Source organism: Acinetobacter sp. ABJ_C1_1, from assembly GCF_044684115.1.
Taxonomy (GTDB): Bacteria; Pseudomonadota; Gammaproteobacteria; order Pseudomonadales; family Moraxellaceae; genus Acinetobacter; species Acinetobacter nosocomialis_A.
This window is the reverse complement of the sequence record NZ_JBITPU010000053.1, coordinates 1-213: the sequence shown is the minus strand read 5'-3', so window position 1 is coordinate 213 and position 213 is coordinate 1. Positions and strand designations below refer to the sequence as shown.

Sequence of the window (213 nt, the reverse complement as noted above, 5' to 3'; positions counted from 1 at the left end):
CAGTGAATGATCCGACTGCGACTGTTGTGGTGACTGTAGATGGTGTGAACTATCCGGCAACCAATAATGGCAACGGCACCTGGACACTTGCAGACAATACGCTTCCAGTGTTGACCGATGGTCCACATACAGTAACTGTGACAGCGACCGACCCTGCAGGTAATGTGGGTACAACAGGTGCAGTGGTGACTATCGATACCACAGCACCAAATG

1 protein-coding gene is annotated in these 213 nt (G+C 51.2%); it reads left to right on the top strand.

Annotated elements, in window-relative coordinates; genetic code table 11:
* Nucleotides 1-213 (top strand): Ig-like domain-containing protein (locus tag ACG59Z_RS18800; protein ID WP_400200736.1); only part of this gene is annotated, 213 nt, incomplete at both ends.